At 62.0% G+C, this 17,814-nt stretch carries 13 protein-coding genes; 10 read left to right on the forward strand and 3 right to left on the reverse strand.

What is annotated here, in order from left to right; genetic code table 11:
* Nucleotides 1–122 precede the first annotated feature (122 nt).
* Nucleotides 123–2,585 carry a penicillin-binding protein 1A gene (locus C4J90_RS24630; RefSeq protein ID WP_372237511.1) on the forward strand — a complete coding sequence of 821 codons (2,463 nt, stop codon included), beginning with the start codon at nucleotides 123–125 and terminating at the stop codon, nucleotides 2,583–2,585.
* Nucleotides 2,586–2,784: 199 nt separating this feature from the next.
* Here C4J90_RS24630 and C4J90_RS24640 read toward each other — a convergent pair whose 3' ends face one another.
* From C4J90_RS24640 to rpmE, 3 genes are all read right to left on the reverse strand, one after another.
* Complete coding sequence (locus C4J90_RS24640; RefSeq protein ID WP_124364741.1) at nucleotides 2,785–4,053, reverse strand: malic enzyme-like NAD(P)-binding protein; 1,269 nt, start codon at nucleotides 4,051–4,053, stop codon at nucleotides 2,785–2,787.
* Nucleotides 4,054–4,234: 181 nt separating this feature from the next.
* Nucleotides 4,235–5,041, reverse strand: coding sequence for a thermonuclease family protein (locus C4J90_RS24645; protein ID WP_124421019.1), 807 nt, complete (start codon nucleotides 5,039–5,041; stop codon nucleotides 4,235–4,237).
* Nucleotides 5,042–5,055: 14 nt separating this feature from the next.
* Nucleotides 5,056–5,292 (reverse strand): 50S ribosomal protein L31, encoded by a 237-nt coding sequence (gene rpmE, locus C4J90_RS24650; protein WP_003237330.1) that lies wholly within the window; start codon nucleotides 5,290–5,292, stop codon nucleotides 5,056–5,058.
* A gap of 251 nt (nucleotides 5,293–5,543) precedes the next feature.
* Here rpmE and C4J90_RS24655 point away from each other — a divergent pair, with 251 nt between their 5' ends.
* The 9 genes from C4J90_RS24655 to phaC (C4J90_RS24695) all read left to right on the forward strand — a co-directional run bounded on the left by C4J90_RS24655 (nucleotide 5,544) and on the right by phaC (C4J90_RS24695) (nucleotide 17,799).
* The gene (locus C4J90_RS24655; RefSeq protein ID WP_124421020.1) at nucleotides 5,544–7,763 is read left to right on the forward strand and encodes a primosomal protein N'; all 2,220 of its coding nucleotides are present in this window, start codon (nucleotides 5,544–5,546) and stop codon (nucleotides 7,761–7,763) included.
* Between the two features lie 237 nt (nucleotides 7,764–8,000).
* Complete coding sequence (argS, locus tag C4J90_RS24660; protein ID WP_124421021.1) at nucleotides 8,001–9,737, forward strand: arginine--tRNA ligase; 1,737 nt, start codon at nucleotides 8,001–8,003, stop codon at nucleotides 9,735–9,737.
* A 1-nt stretch (nucleotide 9,738) separates the two neighbouring features.
* A complete protein-coding gene (locus C4J90_RS24665; RefSeq protein WP_124368642.1) occupies nucleotides 9,739–10,440 on the forward strand; it encodes an SPOR domain-containing protein in 702 nt (233 codons plus the stop codon).
* 232 nt (nucleotides 10,441–10,672) lie between these two features.
* Nucleotides 10,673–11,203 (forward strand): ATP-dependent protease subunit HslV, encoded by a 531-nt coding sequence (gene hslV / locus C4J90_RS24670; RefSeq protein ID WP_003171209.1) that lies wholly within the window; start codon nucleotides 10,673–10,675, stop codon nucleotides 11,201–11,203.
* Nucleotides 11,204–11,240: 37 nt separating this feature from the next.
* Nucleotides 11,241–12,578 carry an ATP-dependent protease ATPase subunit HslU gene (gene hslU, locus C4J90_RS24675; protein WP_124364746.1) on the forward strand — a complete coding sequence of 446 codons (1,338 nt, stop codon included), beginning with the start codon at nucleotides 11,241–11,243 and terminating at the stop codon, nucleotides 12,576–12,578.
* A 148-nt stretch (nucleotides 12,579–12,726) separates the two neighbouring features.
* Nucleotides 12,727–13,104, forward strand: coding sequence for a gamma-butyrobetaine hydroxylase-like domain-containing protein (locus C4J90_RS24680; RefSeq protein WP_124368644.1), 378 nt, complete (start codon nucleotides 12,727–12,729; stop codon nucleotides 13,102–13,104).
* Nucleotides 13,105–13,352: 248 nt separating this feature from the next.
* Nucleotides 13,353–15,032, forward strand: coding sequence for a class II poly(R)-hydroxyalkanoic acid synthase (phaC, locus tag C4J90_RS24685; RefSeq protein ID WP_124421022.1), 1,680 nt, complete (start codon nucleotides 13,353–13,355; stop codon nucleotides 15,030–15,032).
* Between the two features lie 149 nt (nucleotides 15,033–15,181).
* Nucleotides 15,182–16,027: a poly(3-hydroxyalkanoate) depolymerase gene (gene phaZ / locus C4J90_RS24690; protein ID WP_124368646.1), complete on the forward strand. Its 846-nt coding sequence runs from the start codon at nucleotides 15,182–15,184 to the stop codon at nucleotides 16,025–16,027.
* Nucleotides 16,028–16,116: 89 nt separating this feature from the next.
* Nucleotides 16,117–17,799 (forward strand): class II poly(R)-hydroxyalkanoic acid synthase, encoded by a 1,683-nt coding sequence (gene phaC / locus C4J90_RS24695; RefSeq protein ID WP_124421023.1) that lies wholly within the window; start codon nucleotides 16,117–16,119, stop codon nucleotides 17,797–17,799.
* Nucleotides 17,800–17,814: the final 15 nt, after the last annotated feature.

Below are 17,814 nucleotides of genomic sequence, written 5' to 3' on the forward strand. Positions count from 1 at the left end.
GAAAATGCTTTAATGCCCAGCGTTTTTTCCCGCTTTTTATCTGCTGCCCGGGTCGATCCATCGTTTGCCATGCATGCCCCGACGCGTAACTCTTTCATTTCTCTGGAAATCCAAAAGCCTTGATTCGTCTGCTGAAGTTTTTCGGGTACTCCATTGTCGCGATCGTCTGCGGGCTGCTGCTCGTACTCAGCGGGGCCTACCTCTACCTTAGTCCGGGTTTGCCGTCCGTAGAGGCTCTCAGAAGTATCCAGTTGCAGATTCCTTTGCGGGTCTACAGCAGCGATGAAAAACTGATCGCGGAGTTCGGCGAAATGCGCCGCACCCCGATCCGTTTCGCCGACATTCCACCCAATTTCATCAGCGCGTTGCTGTCGGCTGAAGACGATAATTTCGCCAACCACTACGGCGTCGACCCCAGTAGCCTGGTACGCGCAGCCACGCAGTTGGTAAAAAGCGGACACATTCAATCGGGCGGCAGCACCATCACCATGCAGGTGGCGAAGAACTTCTTCCTCACCAGCGAGCGCAGTTTTTCGCGCAAGGCCACCGAGATCCTGCTGGCGCTGCAGATTGAACGTCAGCTGACCAAGGATGAAATTCTCGAGCTGTACGTCAACAAGATTTACCTGGGCAACCGCGCCTACGGCATCGAGGCGGCTTCCCAGGTGTACTACGGCAAGTCGATTCGTGATGCCAGCCTGGCGCAGATGGCGATGATTGCCGGCCTGCCCAAGGCGCCGTCGCGCTTCAACCCCTTGGCCAACCCGGCGCGCAGCAAGGAGCGGCGCGATTGGATCCTGGGGCGCATGTACAAGCTGGGCAAGATCGACCAGGCGGCTTACGAAAGCGCCGTGGCCGAACCGTTGAACGCCAGCTATCACGTGCCGACGCCGGAAGTGAATGCGCCGTATATCGCCGAAATGGCGCGTGCCGAGATGGTCGGCCGGTATGGCAGCGAGGCCTACACCGAAGGTTTCCGTGTTACTACCACCGTTCCAAGCAACTTGCAGGAAATTGCCAACCATTCGCTGCACGAAGGCCTGATCACCTATGACCAGCGCCATGGCTATCGCGGCCCTGAATCGCGCCTGCCGGGCAAGACCCTGAGCGCCTGGACCACCGAGCTGGGCAAACAGCGCTCCATCAGTGGCCTGGAGCCAGCCATCGTCACCCAGGTGAAGAAAGACGGCGTGCAAGTGCTGACCCGCACCGGCGAAGCGCATGTGGCGTGGGACAGCATGAAATGGGCGCGCCCGTTCCTGAATACCAACAGCATGGGCCCGATGCCCAAGCAGCCGTCCGACGTGGCGCAGGTGGGTGATTTGATCCGCGTGCAGCGCCAGGCGGATGACAGCCTGAAATTCAGCCAGGTCCCGGTCGCCCAAGGCGCCCTGGTGTCCCTCGACCCGCAGAACGGTGCGATCCGCTCCCTGGTCGGCGGCTTCGCCTTCGAGCAGAGCAACTACAACCGCGCCACCCAGGCCAAGCGCCAGCCGGGCTCGAGCTTCAAGCCATTCGTCTACAGTGCCGCGCTGGATAACGGCTATACCGCCGCCAGCCTGGTCAACGATGCACCGATCGTGTTTGTCGATGAGTACCTGGACAAAGTCTGGCGCCCGAAAAACGACACCAACACCTTCCTCGGCCCGATCCGCATTCGCGAAGCGTTGTACAAGTCGCGCAACCTGGTGTCGATCCGCCTGCTGCAGGCGATGGGCGTGGGCAAGACCATCGACTACATGACTCGCTTTGGCTTCGCCAAGTCTGACCTGCCGCCGAACCTGTCCCTGGCCCTGGGTACCGCCACTCTCACGCCGATGGAAATCGCCACCGGCTGGAGCACCTTTGCCAACGGTGGTTACAAAATCTCGCCATACCTGATCGACAAGATCGAAAGCCGCAATGGCGACACCCTGTTCACCGCCAACCCGCCACGGGTGCCCGGCGATGTGGTCAATGGCGTGGCGGCGACCGATGGTCTCGCCGCACCCAGCAACGGCGGCATCACCATCGAGCCGACCCCAGGCACGACGCCTGCCGCAAATACCCCCGCGCCGGCCGAGCCGCAGGCGCCGGCAGTGGCCGAGCGCATCGTGGATGGCCGCACCACCTATATCCTCAACAGCATCCTGCAAGACGTGATCAAGAAAGGTACCGGCCGGCGCGCATTGGCCCTCGGCCGCGCGGACATCGCCGGCAAGACCGGTACCACCAATGAATCCAAGGATGCCTGGTTCTCCGGCTACAACGGCGACTATGTGACCACCGTATGGACCGGTTACGACCAACCGGAAAGCCTGGGCCGTCGCGAATTCGGGGGCACCGTCGCGCTGCCGATCTGGATGAGTTACATGGGCGCGGCGCTGAAAGACAAGCCGCTGCACACCCAGCCGGAACCGGAAGGCATTCTCAGCCTGCGCATCGACCCGGTAAGCGGCCGCGCAGCCTCGCCAAGCACACCGAACGCCTACTTCGAACTGTTCAAGAGCGAAGACACGCCGCCGTCGGTCAATGAGCTGGGCAACGGGGTTGCACCGGGCAGCCCGCTGCCGGCGGATGAAGGTGCGCCGATCGATCTGTTCTGATGACGCTCGTTCCCACGCTCCGCGTGGGAACGCCGCTTTGGACGCTCTGCGTCCAGGGTGCGCGCACGGCCTTGTGGTCAAGCACATGTGACGCGGAGCGTCACGGGGTGCATTCCCACGCGGAGCGTGGGAACGATCAGCCACAAAAAAGCCCCGACTCGCGAGAGCCGGGGCTTTTTTGTGGGTGCGCTACAACGGCTTAGCCGTTGAACACATCATCCACGCTTTTGAGCGGGTAGTTCTTCGGATACGGCAGGGTTGCCACACCGGTCTCGATTGCAGCCTTGGCCACGGCATCGGAGATCAGGGTGATCAGGCGCTTATCCATTGGTTTGGGAATGATGTACTCACGCCCGAATTCCAGCTTGGCGCCACCGTAGGCGTCGCATACATCCTGCGGCACCGGCAGTTTGGCCAGTTCACGCAGGGCGTTGGCGGCCGCTACTTTCATCTCTTCGTTGATGCGCTTGGCGCGAACGTCCAGGGCACCACGGAAGATGAACGGGAAGCCCAACACGTTATTGACCTGGTTCGGGTAGTCCGAACGGCCGGTGGCCATGATCACGTCGCTGCGGGTGGCGTGCGCCAGTTCCGGGGAGATTTCCGGGTCTGGGTTGGAGCAGGCGAACACGATCGGGTTCGGCGCCATCGACTTCAGGCCTTCGGCGCTCAGCAGGTTCGGGCCGGACAGACCGACGAACACGTCGGCACCGTCGAGGGCATCCGCCAGGGTGCGCTTGGAGGACGGGTGGGCGAACATCGCCTTGTACTGGTTCAGGTCGGTACGCTCGGACTGGATCACGCCCTTGCTGTCGACCATGTAGATGTTTTCCAGCTTGGCGCCCATGCTGATGATCAGCTTCATGCAGGAAATGGCCGCAGCACCGGCGCCCAGGCAGACGATTTTCGCCTCGCTCAGGGTTTTGCCGGCGATTTCCAGGGCGTTGATCATGCCGGCCGCAGTAACGATCGCGGTGCCGTGCTGGTCATCGTGGAATACCGGGATGTCGCACTGTTCGATCAGGGCCTTTTCGATCTCGAAGCACTCAGGTGCCTTGATGTCTTCCAGGTTGATGCCACCGAAGGTGATGGAGATGCGCTTGACGGTGTCGATGAAGGCCTGCGGGCTTTCGGAGTCGACCTCGATGTCGAAAACGTCGATGCCGGCAAAGCGCTTGAACAGCACGCCCTTACCTTCCATGACCGGCTTGGAAGCCAGTGGGCCGAGGTTACCCAGACCCAGGATCGCGGTGCCATCAGAAATCACTGCAACCAGGTTGCCCTTGCCGGTGTACTTGTACGCCAGCTCGGGGTCGCGGGCGATTTCACGTACGGGCTCGGCAACGCCAGGGCTGTAGGCCAGCGACAGGTCGCGGGCGGTGGCAGTGGCTTTGGTGAGCTCTACACTCAGCTTTCCTGGACGAGGATTGGCATGATATTCGAGAGCGGCAGTTTTCAAATCAGACATATCGGCATTCCGCTTTTACTGTTGGTCGACGGACCGCCGAGGATACGCGTGTCGTAAAGCCCCTACAAGACTGGTCGGTCACAGGTGTCAAGGCCCTGCAACAGCGTACTTTAGTCTAAAGCCACGGGATACAAGGGCTTGACTGTTCACAATCGACTGAAAAAATGTCTACAATTTTTTATCATTGCACCAATTTGAGCATGCCGGGATCGGTGATCGGCAGCAGCCAACGTGCCTGGTCGCTTTTGTGCCCACCACGCCGAGAGCGATCCTGCACCCAGCCACGCGCCTCGATTGTCTTGCCTTGCAGACCATCGAGCATGGCAGTGTCGAATTGATGGGCCAGATCGGGCGCAACGCGTAATACCAGTGAACCCTGCAATTCGATCCAGGTTCCGCCGCGATTGCGTTCGATCTTGCTGACACGGCCGCTGACCAGGGCGAAGCCGGACTGCTTGAGCCGGGCCACACCTTGCACCGGCGATTGCCGCCACAGGCCCAGCCCTGCCTGGCGCGCCGTGTGCTCAGCCGCCTGCTGACAGGCAACGAGGTCGACGTTGGGCGCGACACCCACCTGAAAACCCAGGCCCTCGGCCAGTAACTGGGCTTCCAGATTATTGCCGTCGGCGCCGTAAAGGTGCGCCAGGGTTCGCCCATAGCGATCCTTGGCCTCGCGACCCGGCACCAGCCCGACGCGTCCTCCACTGGCGCTCACCAAGGCTTGCAAGCGCTGGCGCGCGGCGATGGCAAAGGGCTCGTCAGCGCGGCCCTTCTTACCGGTTTCCGGGGCGTTGAGGCCGATCAGCCGCACGCTGCGGCCATCCTTGAGGCGCACGGTGTCGCCATCCACCACGCGCTGTACTTCTACACGCGCCACGGAGGCCGGCGCCGGGCAAAACACCTGGGCCTGGGCCGCGCCGAACCAAATCCCAGGCACAAAAAAGGCGCCCACAAGGGACGCCTTTTTCAACAGCTGGCAAAAGCCCATAAGGCCTTTGAGCCTTACTCTGCTGGAGTAGCAGCAGCAGGCTTCTTGCCGAAAGCACCAAAGCGATCTGCGAAGCGCTGTACACGGCCGCCGGTGTCCAGAGTTTTCTGCTTACCGGTGTAGAACGGGTGGCACTCGTTGCATACGTCAGTACCCAGTGGCTTGCACAGGTTCGAACGAGTCTCGAACTTGTTGCCGCAGCTGCAGGTGACTTCGATGGTTTCGTACGCTGGATGGATATCGGCTTTCATGGCACTTCCTCGGGCTAGCGTGCCGCCACTCGACACTATTGTCGAATACCGCACGTAATTAGGCCGCGAATTCTAACAGACCTTTTCAATCGCGCAAGCGGCGGTGACGGCCGAGTACGCCCTTTCATCAGAAAATCCCGGCGCCTGCGCAAGTCTCTCCTTCCTGCAGCAGAGACGGGACACCTCCACCGTCGGTCTGCTAGGCTCCCGCCCCTGCGCCACCGCCTGCCTTTATAGATGAGACTTCTCGCGTGCCCGACGCCATTTTGCGCCTAGCCCTGCCCTCGCCCCTGCGCCGCCTGTTCGATTATCGGGCCCCGGCCGGTGTGCCGCGTGCGCAGCTGGAGCCAGGCATGCGCGTGCGCGTGCCGTTCGGGCGCCGGGAAATGATCGGCATCCTGGTGGAAGTCACCGACCACAGCGAAGTGCCCGCCGAAAAACTCAAGCCGGCCATCGCCATCCTCGACGCCACACCGCCGCTGCCCCCCGCGCTGTTCAAGTTGTGCCTGTGGACCGCGCAGTATTACCAGCACAGCCTGGGCGATACCTTGAGCTGGGCGCTGCCGGTGCTGCTGCGCCAGGGCGAACTGGCCGAAGCGCGCCAGGAGCGATTCTGGTCGATGACGCCCGGCGCCCGCCTGGATGACCCGCGTATCGCCCGCGCCCCGCGCCAGCGTGAAGCCCTGGCCACCCTGGCCCAGCACCCGCATGGCGTCGCCCATCAGCTCTTGAGCAAGCTGATGCTGAGCAAAGACAGCCTCGACCTGTTGCTCGCCAAAGGCCTGGTGCAGGTGGAAATCCGCAAGCATGCCCCCGACCCGCGCCACGAACACTGGCTGGCGCAACCGGAGCTGCCGTTGAACCCCGAACAGCGCGCCGCCTATGAAGCGATCCGCGCCGGGTTCGACAGCTTCCACGCGTTCCTGCTGGCCGGCGTTACCGGCAGCGGCAAGACCGAAGTCTATTTGCAGTTGATCCGCGAAACCCTGCAAGCCGGTAAACAGGCGCTGGTGCTGATCCCCGAGATCAACCTAGGCCCGCAGACCCTGGCGCGTTTCGAACAGCGTTTCAACGCCCGCATCGCCCTGGTGCACTCGGCGGTCAACGACCGTGAGCGCCTGGAGTCGTGGCTGGCGGCGCGGGACGGCGAAGCCGACATCATCATCGGCACCCGCTCGGCGCTGTTTACCCCGATGAAAAATCCGGGGCTGATCATCATCGACGAAGAACACGACGGCTCCTATAAACAGCAGGAAGGCCTGCGTTACCACGCCCGCGACCTGGCGCTGGTACGCGCACGCCAGGAAGACATCCCGATTGTGCTCGGCTCGGCCACGCCTTCCCTGGAAAGCCTGCATAACGCCTACACCGGCCGGTATGGCCTGCTACGCCTGAATGAGCGCGCAGGTGGCGCCAAACAGCCGCGTTTCCTGCGCCTGGATGTAAAAAGCCGTCCGCTGGACAGCGGTATTTCCGGCCCGATGCAGCAAGCCATCGGCCAGACTCTCGCCGCCGGCCAGCAAGTGTTGGTGTTCCTCAATCGCCGTGGCTTTGCGCCGACGCTGTTGTGCCATGACTGTGGCTGGATGTCCGAATGCGAACGCTGCGATGCCCGCATGACCGTGCACCAGCGCTACGGCGAATTGCGCTGCCATCACTGCGGCCATGTCGAGCCGGTGCCGCGCCACTGCCCGCAATGCGGCAAGGTCGACCTGCGCCCGGTCGGCGCGGGCACCGAGCGCGCCGAAGAGCGCCTGGGCATTCTGTTCCCGGATTACCCGGTACTGCGGGTGGACCGCGACAGCACCTCGCGCAAAGACGCGATGAACCAATTGTTCGCCACCATCCAGAAAGGCCAGCCGTGCATTCTGGTTGGCACGCAAATGCTCGCCAAAGGGCATCACTTCCCACGGGTGACCCTGGTGTCGATCCTGGATGCCGACGGTGGTTTATTCTCCGGCGACTTCCGCGCCAGCGAGCGCATGGCGCAGTTGATCGTGCAGGTCGCCGGCCGCGCCGGGCGCGCCGAAGAGCCGGGCCGGGTGATTATCCAGACACACCTGGCCGACCACCCACTGCTGATTCAACTGACCGAGCAAGGTTACTTTGCCTTCGCCGAGCAGGCATTGAGCGAACGCCGCGCCGCCGGGCTGCCGCCGTTTTCGCACCTGGCACTGCTGCGCGCCGAGGCGCATAAACCGGGCCAGGCCGAAGCCTTTCTCGACGAGGCCTGCAGCGCCGCCGAACGTTTGCTCGCCGAACTGGGTCTGAGCGGCATCGAACTGCTCGGCCCGGTGCCCGCACCGATGGAGCGCCGCGCCGGGCGCTATCGCGCGCAGTTACTCTTGCAGGCAACGTCCCGCGCACCGCTGCATCGGCTATTAAGTAGCTGGTTGCTTGCCCTGGAGCAAATGCCCAGCGGCCGGCAAGTGCGATGGTCGCTGGATGTAGACCCGGTAGATTTGTATTAAGCCGTTCCCTGTAGGAGCGAGCTTGCTCGCGAAAAACGTTAACGATAACGCGGTATCCTGATTTCACGCGGCGCCCTCGGGTTTTTCGCGAGCAAGCTCGCTCCTACAGGGAGGCACAACGCCCTTAAACAGCTCCACAGGTCTGGAACGGTTGGCAAGCCCGCCCTCGCCACGGATAATGCCCAGTTTTTCCACCTGCGCATCGCGCGCCGCCGCTTGCGGTCGAAAGAGAACACCATGAAAGACACCATTCGCCAGCTGATCCAGCAAGCCCTCACCCAACTCGTCAACGAAGGTGTGTTGCCTGAAGGCCTGTCGCCGGCGATCCAAGTGGAGAACACTCGCGACAAGACCCACGGCGACTTCGCCAGCAACATCGCGATGATGCTGTCCAAGCCCGCGGGCATGAAACCCCGCGACCTGGCGGAAAAAATCATCGCGGCGCTGCCGGCCGACGCCAGTGTCACCAAGGCCGAAATCGCCGGCCCAGGCTTTATCAACTTCTTCCAGAACACCCAGGCCCTGGCGTCGCGCCTGGATGCCGCCTTGGCCGATGCCAGCATCGGCGCACGCAAAGCCGGCGACAGCCAGCGCGTGGTCATCGACCTGTCGGCACCGAACCTGGCCAAGGAAATGCACGTTGGCCACCTGCGCTCGACCATCATTGGCGACGGCGTGGCGCGGGTACTGGAGTTTCTCGGCGACACCGTGATCCGCCAGAATCACGTGGGCGACTGGGGCACCCAGTTCGGCATGCTGATGGCGTACCTGCAGGAAAACCCGATCACCAGCAACGAACTGGCCGACCTGGAAAACTTCTACCGCGCCGCCAAGAAGCGCTTCGACGAATCCGCCGAGTTCGCCGACCGCGCGCGCAGCCTGGTGGTCAAGCTGCAAGCGGGCGACAAGGAATGCCTGGAACTGTGGGGTCGTTTCCGCGATATCTCGCTGTCCCACTGCCAGGAAATCTACGAACTGCTCAACGTCAAGCTGACCATGGCCGACGTGATGGGCGAAAGCGCCTACAACGATGACCTGATCAACGTGGTCAACGACCTCAAGGCCGCAGGCCTGCTGGTCGAGAGCAACGGCGCGCAGTGCGTGTTCCTTGAAGAATTCAAGACCGCCGAGGGCGAACCGCTGCCGGTGATCATCGTCAAGGCCGATGGTGGCTATCTCTACGCCACCACCGACCTGGCCGCCGTGCGCTACCGCAGCGGCGTGCTCAAGGCCGACCGCGCGCTGTATTTCGTCGACCAGCGCCAGGCCCTGCATTTCCAGCAGGTGTTCGAAGTGGCGCGCCGCGCCGGCTTCGTCACTCACCCGATGCACATGGAACACATGGGCTTCGGCACTATGAACGGCGCCGATGGCCGCCCGTTCAAGACCCGTGACGGCGGCACCGTGAAGCTGATCGACCTGCTGACCGAAGCCCAGGAACGCGCCTACAGCCTGGTGAAGGAAAAGAACCCTGAGCTGGCCGAGGCCGACCTGCGCAACATCGCCCGCGTGGTAGGCATTGGCGCGGTGAAATACGCCGACCTGTCCAAGCATCGCACCAGCGACTACAGCTTCAACTTCGACCTGATGCTCAACTTCGAAGGCAATACCGCACCGTACCTGCTGTACGCCTACACCCGCGTGGCCGGTGTGTTCCGCAAACTGGGCAAGGACTTCAGCGAAGTCGAAGGCCAGATCGTGCTGGACGCACCCCAGGAGCAGGAACTGGCCGCCAAGCTCGCGCAGTTCGGCGAAGTGCTCAACAGCGTCGGCGAGAAAGGCACGCCGCATATCCTCTGCACCTACCTGTACGAAGTGGCCGGCCTGTTCTCCAGCTTCTACGAGAGTTGCCCGATCCTCAGCGCCGAGGATGAAGCCCAGAAGCACAGTCGCCTGCGCCTCGCCGCACTGGCTGGACGGACCCTCAAGCAAGGCCTGGAGCTGTTGGGCCTGGAAACTCTGGAGCGCATGTAAGTTGGCCGCCAAGAAAAAACCTGCACCCAAGCGCGGCGCCAGCCGCTATCAGGCCCCGGCCAAGCAGCCGATTCCGGGTTGGCTGTGGATGGCCATCGGCCTCACGGTCGGCGCATTCGTGGTATTTCTGATGAAGCTGGAGCCCGGCCAGGGCGATGACGTCAAGCGCGTCAAACAGGAGCAGCAGAAAGCCACGAAGATCGCCGAGGCTAACAAGACCGCACCAAGCCCGACGGCGCCGGTGAAGCCCAAGTACGACTTCTACACACTGCTGCCGGAATCGGAAGTGATCGTGCCGCCCGACGCCGTGCCGGAGAAAACCCTGCCGACGCCGCAAGTGCCGACCACGCCGGTGACGCCTGCGGAAGCGGCGAAAATCGACACGGCGCGCGCCCAGGCGGCATTGGCAGGTATCACCCCGCCGCCGGCACCTCCAGTGGCAGAGACCAAGGCCGCCCCGGTGACCAAGTTCTTCCTGCAAGCGGGTTCGTTCCCGAAACAGGCGGATGCCGATCGCGTGCGGGCGCAGATCATTCTGCTGGGTCAGGCGGTGACGGTGGAATCCGGCACGGTGAAGGACGCGACCTGGTATCGCGTGCTGGTAGGCCCGTTCAGCAACCGCGAGCAGTTGACCGTGGCGCAGAAACAATTGGCCGGCGCGGGGTTTAGCAACCTGCTGTTACAACAGCGTCAGAGCCGCTGATCATCCCTCATGATCGTTCCCACGCTCCGCGTGGGAATGCAGCCGTGACGCTCCGCGTCACAAGAGAAGACGCAGAGCGTCAATTGCGGCATTACCACGCAGAGCGTGGGAACGATCAGGGCCAGTAAACGCCACTCGTCCGCCGTCCCGTCCTACGGTTGAAATCCCCTCCGCCACCCCCATATCAGTTTCCATCAGGGCATTTTCGCCCCGCTGCGTGGAGACTCTCCCCTTGACCACCATCGTTTCAGTACGTCGCCACGGCAAAGTCGTCATGGGCGGCGACGGCCAGGTTTCCCTGGGTAATACCGTGATGAAAGGCAACGCCAAGAAAGTGCGTCGCCTGTACCACGGCCAGGTGCTCGCCGGGTTCGCAGGCGCGACCGCCGACGCCTTCACCCTGTTCGAGCGTTTCGAAGGCCAGCTTGAAAAGCACCAGGGCCACTTGGTGCGCGCCGCCGTCGAACTCGCCAAGGAGTGGCGCACCGACCGCTCCCTCAGCCGTCTTGAAGCCATGCTGGCGGTCGCCAACAAAGACGCGTCCTTGATCATCACCGGCAACGGCGATGTGGTTGAACCTGAACACGGCCTGATCGCCATGGGTTCCGGTGGCGGCTATGCACAGGCTGCGGCCAGCGCGCTGTTGAAGAAAACCGATCTGTCGGCGCGTGAAATCGTCGAGACCGCGCTGGGTATCGCCGGTGATATCTGCGTGTTCACCAACCACAACCAGACCATTGAGGAGCAGGACCTCGCCGAGTAAGCCGTAGGCTTATTCCCGCTTGAGGCCGCCAAACACTATGTCCATGACTCCCCGCGAAATCGTCCATGAACTCAATCGCCATATCATCGGCCAGGACGATGCCAAGCGCGCCGTTGCCATTGCGCTGCGTAACCGCTGGCGCCGGATGCAACTGCCCGAAGAGTTGCGCGTTGAAGTAACGCCAAAGAACATCCTGATGATCGGCCCGACCGGTGTTGGTAAAACCGAGATCGCCCGGCGTCTGGCCAAGTTGGCCAATGCACCGTTCATCAAGGTCGAAGCCACCAAGTTCACCGAAGTCGGTTATGTGGGCCGCGACGTCGAATCGATCATTCGCGACCTGGCCGACGCCGCCTTGAAAATGCTGCGCGAGCAGGAAGTGACCAAGGTCAGCCACCGCGCCGAAGACGCCGCCGAAGAACGCATCCTCGATGCCTTGCTGCCACCGGCACGCATGGGCTTCAACGAAGATGCCGCGCCGTCGTCAGACTCCAACACCCGTCAGCTGTTTCGCAAGCGCCTGCGTGAAGGCCAGTTGGACGACAAGGAAATCGAGATTGAAGTGGCCGAGGTGTCCGGCGTCGATATCTCCGCGCCACCGGGCATGGAAGAAATGACCAGCCAGTTGCAGAACCTGTTCGCCAACATGGGCAAGGGCAAGAAGAAAAGCCGCAAGCTCAAGGTGAAGGAAGCGCTGAAACTGGTGCGCGACGAAGAAGCCGGGCGCCTGGTGAATGAGGAAGAACTCAAGGCGAAGGCCCTGGAAGCGGTCGAGCAACACGGTATTGTGTTTATCGATGAGATCGACAAAGTCGCCAAACGCGGCAACTCCGGTGGTGTCGATGTGTCTCGCGAAGGCGTACAGCGCGACCTGCTGCCGCTGATCGAGGGCTGCACGGTGAACACCAAGCTGGGCATGGTCAAGACCGACCACATCCTGTTTATCGCTTCCGGTGCGTTCCACCTGAGCAAGCCAAGCGACCTGGTGCCGGAGCTGCAAGGTCGCCTGCCGATCCGCGTGGAACTCAAGGCGCTCACTCCGGGCGACTTCGAGCGCATCCTCAGCGAGCCGCATGCGTCGTTGACCGAGCAGTATCGTGAGCTGCTGAAAACCGAGGGCCTGGGGATCGAATTCCAAGCAGACGGTATCAAGCGCCTGGCGGAGATTGCCTGGCAGGTCAACGAGAAGACCGAGAATATCGGTGCGAGGCGTCTGCACACGCTGCTTGAGCGCCTGCTTGAAGAAGTGTCGTTCAGCGCCGGGGACATGGCAGGTTTGCAGAATGGCGTGGCGATCAAGATCGATGCGGATTACGTCAACAGCCACCTGGGCGAATTGGCGCAGAACGAAGACTTGTCGCGGTATATCCTGTAAGCCTCACACAGAACTGCTTCGCTTCAATGTGGGAGGGGGCTTGCCCCCGATTGCAGTGGGTCAGCTACAGATAAGCTGACTGATCCACCGCTATCGGGAGCAAGCCCCCTCCCACATTGTTAAGCTGGTTTATTCAGGAGTACCTCATATGGCCAAGTTTCCTACTGCTGTAAACCTGCACAAAACCTCCAATACCCTCGGCCTCACCTACGGCCCCGACGAGGTTTACCAGTTGCCCGCCGAATTCCTGCGCGTGCACTCACCCTCCGCCGAGGTCCAGGGCCACGGCAAACCCATCCTGCAATTCGGCAAGCTCAACGTTAAGTTGATCAAGCTGGAACCGGCCGGCCAGTACGCACTGAAATTGACCTTCGACGACGGCCATGACAGCGGGCTGTTCACCTGGGACTACCTGTATCAACTGGCCGTGCGTCAGGACGCGCTGTGGGCGGATTACCTGGCCGAACTGAAAGCTGCCGGAAAAACCCGCGACCCGAGTCAGTCGGTCGTGCGCCTGATGCTCTAGCCCAGGCTTCTTGCTCTTTAGAGGGCATTTTCTAATTTCATCTGCTTGAATGCCCTGTCTGGTGGCCAACGATTGGCCCGCTTGCGAAAAAAATTAAACTCGGGTAACCAATGGAACTGGCAAGTTCCCTGCATTTGACGATGCGGTATCAACGGTCACCCGAGTCGCAGTACCAGGCTGGTGTCGTGTATCGAAATGGGTGCGCAGCAATCGCCGGTACTCGTCTTTCGGACAATGGAGCGTCGTAGATGAGTAACAAGAATAACGATGACTTGAAACGCCAGGCCTCGGAAAACACCCTGGGGTTGAACCCGATCATCGCGTTACGCAAAAAGGATCTATTGGCCTCGGCGAGGATGGTGCTGACCCAAGCCATCAAGCAACCGTTACACAGCGTCAAACACGTCGCCCATTTTGGGGTGGAGCTCAAGAACGTGATGTTCGGCAAATCGGCGCTGGTGCCGGAAAGCGACGACCGCCGCTTCCACGACCCGGCCTGGAGCCAGAACCCGCTCTACAAGCGCTACCTGCAGACTTACCTGGCGTGGCGCAAGGAACTGCACGACTGGATCGGCGACAGCAATCTGTCGGAACAGGACATCAGCCGTGGCCACTTCGTGATCAACCTGATGACCGAAGCCATGGCCCCCACCAACAGCGCAGCCAACCCGGCGGCGGTCAAACGCTTCTTTGAAACCGGTGGCAAAAGCCTGCTCGACGGCCTGTCCCACCTGGCAAAGGACATGGTGCACAACGGCGGCATGCCGAGCCAGGTCAACATGGGCGCCTTCGAAGTGGGCAAGACCCTGGGCATCACCGACGGCGCCGTGGTGTTTCGCAATGATGTGCTGGAGCTGATCCAGTACAAGCCGATCACCGAGCAGGTGCACGAGCGCCCGCTGCTGGTGGTGCCGCCGCAGATCAACAAATTCTATGTATTCGACCTGAGCCCGGAGAAGAGCCTGGCGCGTTTCTGCCTGCGCAATGGGCAGCAGACCTTTATCGTCAGTTGGCGCAACCCCACCAAGGCACAGCGCGAATGGGGCCTGTCGACTTACATCGAGGCGCTCAAGGAAGCAGTGGATGTGATCAGGGCGATTACCGGCAGCAAGGACGTGAACATGCTGGGCGCCTGCTCCGGCGGTATCACCTGCACCGCGCTGCTGGGCCACTACGCGGCGCTGGGCGAGAAGAAGGTCAACGCCCTGACCCTGCTGGTGAGTGTGCTGGACACCACGCTGGACACCCAGGTGGCGCTGTTCGTCGATGAACAGACGCTGGAAGCGGCAAAGCGCCATTCCTATCAGGCCGGCGTGCTCGAAGGCCGCGACATGGCCAAGGTATTCGCGTGGATGCGGCCCAACGACTTGATCTGGAATTACTGGGTCAACAATTACCTGCTCGGCAACGAGCCGCCGGTGTTCGATATTCTGTTCTGGAACAATGACACCACGCGCCTGCCGGCCGCCTTCCATGGCGACCTGATCGAGCTGTTCAAGAACAACCCGCTGGTGCGCGCCAACGCCCTGGAAGTGTGCGGTACGCCCATCGACCTCAAGCAAGTCACGGCCGATATCTATTCACTGGCCGGCACCAACGACCACATCACACCCTGGCAGTCCTGCTACAAGTCGGCGCAATTGTTTGGCGGCAAGGTGGAGTTCGTGCTGTCCAGCAGCGGGCATATCCAGAGCATCCTCAACCCGCCGGGCAACCCCAAGTCGCGCTACCAGACCAGCGAGGGGCTGGCGGGCACTGCGCTGGAGTGGCAGGAAAACGCGACCAAGCATACGGATTCGTGGTGGCTGCACTGGCAGGTGTGGCAGGCGGAGCGGGCGGGTAAGTTGAAAAAAGCGCCTACGACATTAGGCAGTAAGACCTATGCTGCCGCCGAAGCGGCGCCAGGCACCTATGTACATGAGCGGTAGATTGGAATGAGATCCAAATGTGGGAGGGGGCTTGCTCCCGATAGAGATGGATCAGTGTCAGGTGTGCTGACTGACACACCGCCATCGGGAGCAAGCCCCCTCCCACATTTTGACCCCATTTCTCCTGTAATACTTCACAGGGCTTGAGCATGCCGCAACCGTTCATCTTCCGCACTATCGACCTGGATGGCCAAGCCATCCGCACGGCGGTACGACCGGGCAAGCCGCATTTGACGCCGCTGCTGATCTTCAACGGCATCGGCGCCAATCTGGAGTTGGTGTTTCCGTTCGTGCAGGCCCTGGACCCGGACCTGGAGGTGATCGCCTTCGACGTGCCGGGCGTGGGCGGTTCCTCCACGCCCAACCGGCCCTATCGCTTCCCCGGCTTGGCCAAGCTGACGGCGCGCATGCTCGATTACCTGGACTATGGCCAGGTGAACGCGGTGGGCGTGTCGTGGGGCGGAGCGCTGGCGCAGCAGTTCGCCTATGACTACCCGGAACGGTGCAAAAAACTGATCTTGGCGGCCACGGCGGCGGGTGCGGTGATGGTGCCGGGCAAGCCGAAAGTGTTGTGGCTGATGGCCAGCCCCAGGCGTTATATCCAGCCGTCCCACGTGGTGCGTATTGCGCCGATGATTTATGGCGGCTCGTTTCGCCGCGACGCCAAGCTGGCCGCCGAACATGCCAGCAAAGTGCGCTCGGCCGGTAAGCTGGGCTACTACTGGCAACTGTTCGCGGGGCTGGGCTGGACCAGCATTCACTGGTTGCACAAGATCCGTCAGCCCACCCTGGTATTGGCCGGGGACGACGACCCGCTGATCCCGCTGATCAACATGCGCCTGCTCGCCTGGCGCATCCCCAATGCACAGCTGCACATCATCGATGACGGCCATTTATTCCTGATCACCCGGGCGGAAGCCGTGGCGCCGATCATCATGAAGTTTCTCGAGGAGGAGCGCCTGCGCGCCGTGATACATCCGCGCCCGGCGGTGTGAAGGATCGCACCACCGCGCAACTTGCCAGGAACCGACTATGGTTCTGAATTGGCGTGCCTCTTGATGGCTTGACGAAGGAGTGTTGGCTCATGCGAGAAAGGCCCGTGACGAACCCGGCGCCCACCCCTGCTGCGTTCGTCAACGCGCAAAACGCGATCACTGGGCTGCGCGGCCAGGATCTGCTGTCGACCCTGCGCACCGTCGCGGCACATGGCATGCGCAACCCGATGCACACCGCACGCCACGCTCTGGCCCTGGGCAGCCAACTGGGCCGCGTGTTGCTGGGTGAAACGGTGCATGAACCCAACCCCAACGACAACCGCTTCAGCGACCCCACCTGGAAGCTCAACCCCCTGTACCGGCGCAGCCTGCAGGCCTACTTGAGCTGGCAAAAGCAGACGCGCAACTGGATCGATGACAGCGCCCTCAGCGCGGATGACCGCGTTCGCGCACAGTTCGCCTTCACCCTGCTCAACGATGCTGTCTCCCCGTCCAACACCTTGCTCAACCCGCTGGCGATCAAGGAACTGCTCAATTCCGGCGGCAACAGTGTGGTGCGCGGCGTGAGTCACTTGTTCGAAGACCTGCTGCACAACAACGGCCTGCCGCGCCAGGTCAGCAAGCATGCCTTCGAAGTGGGCAAGACTGTCGCCACCACCCCGGGTTCAGTGGTGTTTCGCAACGAACTGCTGGAGCTGATCCAGTACAAGCCCATGAGCGAAAAACAATACGCCAAGCCCTTGCTGGTGGTGCCGCCGCAAATCAACAAGTACTACATCTTCGACCTCAGCCCGGCCAACAGCTTCGTGCAATACGCCCTGAAAAACGGCCTGCAGACCTTCATGGTCAGTTGGCGTAACCCGGATGTGCGCCATCGCGAGTGGGGCCTGTCCACCTACGTTGCCGCGCTGGAGGAAGCGCTCAACGTCTGCCGCGCGATCACCGGCGCGCGCGAGGTCAACCTGATGGGCGCCTGCGCGGGTGGCCTGACCATTGCGGCTCTGCAAGGCCACCTGCAAGCCAAGCGCCAGCTGCGGCGCGTCGCCAGCGCCAGTTACCTGGTGAGCTTGCTGGACAGCCAGATCGACAGCCCGGCCGTGTTGTTCGCCGATGAGCAAACCCTTGAAGCCGCCAAGCGTCGCTCCTACCAGAAAGGCGTGCTGGACGGCCGCGACATGGCCAAGGTGTTCGCCTGGATGCGCCCCAATGACCTGATCTGGAACTACTGGGTCAACAACTACCTGCTGGGCAAGGAACCGCCGGCCTTCGACATCCTGTACTGGAACAACGACAACACGCGCCTGCCCGCCGCGTTGCATGGCGACCTGCTGGATTTCTTCAAGCACAACCCGCTGAGCCATCCCGGGGGCCTGGAGGTGTGCGGAACCCCCGTCGACCTGCGCAAGGTCACGGTAGACAGCTTCAGCGTGGCCGGCATCAACGATCACATCACGCCATGGGACGCCGTGTATCGCTCCACCCAACTGCTGGGCGGTGAGCGGCGTTTCGTGCTGTCCAACAGCGGGCATATCCAGAGCATCCTTAACCCGCCCGGCAACCCCAAGGCCAATTACGTCGAGAACCCCAAGCTGAGCAGCGACCCGCGCGCCTGGTACTACGACGCTCATCACGTCGAAGGCAGTTGGTGGCCGCAGTGGTTGGCGTGGGTCCAGCAACGTTCGGGCGTGCAACGCGAAACCCTCACCGTCCTGGGCAATGAGAATTACCTACCGATGGAAGCGGCGCCAGGCACCTACGTGCGCGTGCGCTGAGCTCAACGATCCCAC

The sequence above is a fragment of the Pseudomonas sp. R2-60-08W genome, from assembly GCF_003852335.1.
Classification (GTDB): domain Bacteria; phylum Pseudomonadota; class Gammaproteobacteria; order Pseudomonadales; family Pseudomonadaceae; genus Aquipseudomonas.